General features: G+C 71.4%; 4 protein-coding genes and 1 pseudogene. 2 read left to right on the top strand and 3 right to left on the bottom strand.

Annotation, left to right across the window (positions count from 1 at the left end; translation table 11 throughout):
- Nucleotides 1-143: PAS domain-containing protein (locus tag JF597_RS48415; RefSeq protein WP_294012059.1), on the bottom strand; the 143-nt coding region annotated here is incomplete at its 3' end.
- A gap of 167 nt (nt 144-310) precedes the next feature.
- Here JF597_RS48415 and JF597_RS48410 point away from each other — a divergent pair.
- Nucleotides 311-1,006 (top strand): NAD(P)-binding domain-containing protein, encoded by a 696-nt coding sequence (locus tag JF597_RS48410; RefSeq protein ID WP_294012055.1) that lies wholly within the window; start codon nt 311-313, stop codon nt 1,004-1,006.
- 298 nt (nt 1,007-1,304) lie between these two features.
- Here JF597_RS48410 and JF597_RS48405 read toward each other — a convergent pair.
- A pseudogene (locus JF597_RS48405) lies at nt 1,305-1,403 on the bottom strand (phosphotyrosine protein phosphatase); the annotation flags it as partial.
- 241 nt (nt 1,404-1,644) lie between these two features.
- Here JF597_RS48405 and JF597_RS48400 point away from each other — a divergent pair.
- A complete protein-coding gene (locus JF597_RS48400) occupies nt 1,645-2,427 on the top strand; it encodes a DUF899 domain-containing protein (RefSeq protein WP_294012052.1) in 783 nt (260 codons plus the stop codon).
- Between the two features lie 76 nt (nt 2,428-2,503).
- On the opposite strand, the gene JF597_RS48395 is transcribed toward JF597_RS48400, so the two are convergent.
- Complete coding sequence (locus JF597_RS48395; protein ID WP_294012057.1) at nt 2,504-3,472, bottom strand: LacI family DNA-binding transcriptional regulator; 969 nt, start codon at nt 3,470-3,472, stop codon at nt 2,504-2,506.
- Nucleotides 3,473-3,875 lie beyond the last annotated feature (403 nt).

Below are 3,875 nucleotides of genomic sequence, written 5' to 3'. Positions count from 1 at the left end.
CCAAGCAACTGCTCGCGGGCGCGACCGGTGAGCCGTAGGAAGTCGTCGTTGACGTCGACGTACACCAACTCGGGCGTCAGCAACGCCACCATGCCGGGCAGAGCCCGGAAGACCGCGGCGTAATCGATCTGCGGGTTCCTCATGTGCAGCCTGCCTCGACACGAGCCATCATGATGTGATTTTCCACGATAGATGGGAACGGGGCGCCGTCTCGACAGCTACCGTCATCACGCGACGCGAACGACTCGGTTGGTTTTCTCATGGGCGCGGCCTCAGGCCGATCGCCCGAGACCCGGAAGGACCCACTCGAATGCGTTATGCAGTCCTCGGTACCGGCATCGTCGGCCGGACGCTGGCCGGCAAGCTCGCCTCTCTCGGTCACGACGTCGTCATCGGCACCCGCGATCCCGGGGCCACGCTCGCCCGCACCGAACCCGACGGCATGGGCAACCCGCCGTTCGCCCAGTGGCACGCCGACCACGGGCAGGTGCGTCTGGAGACCTTCGAGAAGGCGGCGGCCTTCGGCGAGACGGTCGTCAACACCACCGCGGGCGAGCGGAGCCTCGATGCCCTGCAAGCGGCCGGCGCACCCCGTCTGAGCGGCAAGGTCCTCATCGATGTCGCCAACCCGCTGGACTTCACCGCCGGGCGGCCGACGTCGGCCCCCGTCAGCACCGACAGCCTCGGCGAGCGCCTCCAGCGGGCCTTCCCCGACGCGAAGGTCGTCAAGACCCTCAACACCATGAACTGTTTCGTCATGGTGGAGCCGGCCCGCGTGCCAGGGGAGCACACCGTGTTCGTCAGCGGTGACGACACCGGGGCCAAGAAGGCCGTCACGGCACTGCTGGGCTCCTTCGGCTGGCCCGAAGCGAGCGTCATCGACCTGGGCGACATCACCACCGCCCGCGGCGTCGAGATGCTCCTGCCGATCTGGCTGCACCTGTACGGCACGCTCGGCCACGGCGACTTCAACTTCCACATCCAGGGGGCTCGGCCAGGCGGCTGATCCCGGGTCCACGGATCCGGCGTGAGCCGTTGAGCAGGGCTTCAAGCCGGGCAGGGGTGCGGTCGGGCGCCGAGCGCGAGGCGTCGGCAGCCCGGCTGGGAGACCGGGCCGCTCGCGGAGTCGGTCCGAGTTCGGGGAGCGGCTCGTGGGCCCGGTCAGGTGCGGGCGCGCCCAGGGCCGGCCGGTTCAGGTGAGATGGATGCCATGGTCGGTGCAGGTCCCGCGCGGGCGGGTGAGCGGCCATCGTGGTCAGGGGTATGGCGCCGTCGCGGCGCCGGGCAGTGGTGACCTGGCCGTCAGCGGGCGCCATCTCCGAGATCAGCTCCCGGACGCGGGTCTCGATCGCGTCGAGGATGAGGCGTGCGGCCTCGACGCCCTGTCCGGCCGGGTCGTCGAGCTGCCCGTCCGGGTTCATCCACGCCACGGACGGCGCGGGAGCGTTCTGCCGCGAAGTGACGCGGCGCGTGGACGGAGCGGCGGAGCGGCGGAGCGATGAGACAACAGGGGCTCGGTGCCGGGACGAGGGGCCCGGTGGGTTCGCGTTCGCAGCGATGAGTTCCGGCCGGATCGGGAGTCTGTTGCGGAGAGCGTCGTGGAAAGTCGTACGACGCTGCCGCACGACACTTAACGGAGGACCCATGACCACCACGCCGGACGACCCGAGCACCGCGCTGCCCGACCGCCCGCCCGTCGTCGACCTGGCCACCTGGCAGAGCGCCCGGGACGAGCTTCTGGTCCGCGAGAAGGCCCACACCCGCGAGGGCGACGCCATCGCCGCGGCCCGCCGCCGGCTGCCGATGGTGGAGTTCGACGGGACGGTCGAGGTCGTCGGCCCCGACGGCCCGGTGCCGTTCCTGGACCTCTTCCAGGGGCGCGACGAGCTCGTGGTCTACAAGCACATGTGGTACGACGCCGCTCCGCACCAGGGGCAGTGCGAGGGCTGCACCACCACCGCCTGGCACCTGAAGGACGCCGTCTACCTCAACGCGCGCGGGGTCTCGTTCGCCGTCGTGACCACGGGCCCGTGGGACGAGGTGGCGTCCTTCGTCGAGTTCATGGGCTACACCCAGCCCTGGTACTCGGTGCGGGGCGTGGACGGGCCGGTCGGAGGGGACATGGGGTACCTCACCTGCTACCTGCGCGACGGCGATCGCGCGTTCCTCACCTACTCCACGACGGGCCGTGGCAACGAACGGGTCAGCGGCTCCCTCGGCCTGCTCGACATGACCCCCTACGGCCGCGGCGAGACATGGGAGGACAACCCCGAGGGCTGGCCCGAGGGGCGCGGTGCGTGCTGGACCTGGCGCTCCGACGCGGAGGGGAACCCCACCTGGGGCCCGACCGGCCGCCCCGTGCCGCAGTGGACCCGCCCCGGCGCGACCCCGGTGCAGACCCTCGGCCGAAGCGGTCACCACCACTGACACGCCTTCGTCGCTCGGCGCCGGCAAGAGGAACCCGGCGCCGAGAGACACCGCCGCACGCCTCGCCGACGCTCTCTCAACGGGCAGCCGGACGCACCGAATCCCGGATCACGAGCTGCGTGCTCAGCACCACGTGGTTGTCGGAGGCGAACCCCACCTCGCGGTCCAGGGCGAGGCGTACGGCGGTGCGGCCCAGTTCCTCGTACGGGACCCGGACCGTGGTGAGGGCCGGGGTCAGGTCGGCGGCGAAGGGAACGTCGTCGAAGCCGACGACGGAGACCTCGTCCGGGACGCTGAGACCGGCCTCGCGCAGGGCGGCCAGCGCTCCCAGCGCGACCACGTCGGACCCCGCGAACACCGCCGTGAAGCCGACACCCGTACTCAGCGCCTCCCGGGTGCGCAGGTGACCCGAGACGCGGGTGTAGTCCCCGTTCGTGTCCAGCTCATCGGCGTACGGCACGCCATGAGCGCGCAGCGCGTCCCGGTAGCCGAGGCGCCGCTCCTCCGCGCTGCTGAAGCCCGGCGCGCCGCTGAGGAACAGGACCCGCCGGTGGCCGGCGGTCAGCAGGTGAGCGGTGGCCTGGAAGGCGCCGCCGCGGTTGTCGTAGTCCACGACCGTGGCCGGCACACCCGCGGGCAGCGGCGGTCTGCCGCACAGCACCAGCCGGGACCCCGCGGAGTCCAGCGCCTTGGCATAGCCGGCCATACGACGGTGATACGCGTCGTCCGTCACGGTGCCACCCACCAGGACGACCGCCGCCGCGTGTTGTTCCCGCATCAGCTGGACCAGGTCGTCCTCGCGCTTGATGTCGTCCTTGGTCGAGCACACCAGGCTGAGGCGGCCCCGGCTGCCGGCCTCCTCTTCCACCCCCGCCGCCACGTGGGCGAGGGAGGGGCCGGTGATGTCACGCAGGACAAGAGCGATGGGCCCGGCGACCCGGCCGGACAACGCCTTGGCGTGGACGTTCACGACGTAGTGGAGGGAGTCGACAGCGGCCATGACCCGCTCCCTGGTCTCCGCTGACACCGGGTAGTTGCCCGCCAACGTCCGGGAAACGGTTGCTACGGAAACCCCGGCCTTCGCGGCGACGTCGCGGATCGTGCTGGGCCTGTCCGCCGGCTTCCTCTTCCGCTTCGCCCTCTTCGACCCCTGGGCGTCGACCGGCCCCACTTCCTCGTCCGTCACGGCTCCGACGTTACTGCACCGGCTCACGCCTGTGAGTTCCGTCGTCGGAAGGCACCCTCCCGAGACGGTAAGCGTTTACCGAAGGTCAGTCGCCGAAGCAGGCCGGCCGGTGTCGATGTCAGCCGCCTCCGGTGCAGGGTCAACTCGGCTTCAGGACGACCGCCTGGCCGCCCGCCGGGGCCATGGCCACGCTCAGTGTGCTCTGCGCGGTGACGGACCGGGTGCTGACCACGACCGGGGTCTGGTACGGGGCGGCCCCGGG

The organism is Streptomyces sp., assembly GCF_019510245.1.
Taxonomy (GTDB): Bacteria; Actinomycetota; Actinomycetes; order Streptomycetales; family Streptomycetaceae; genus Streptomyces.
This window is presented reverse-complemented; position numbering and strand designations above follow the sequence as displayed.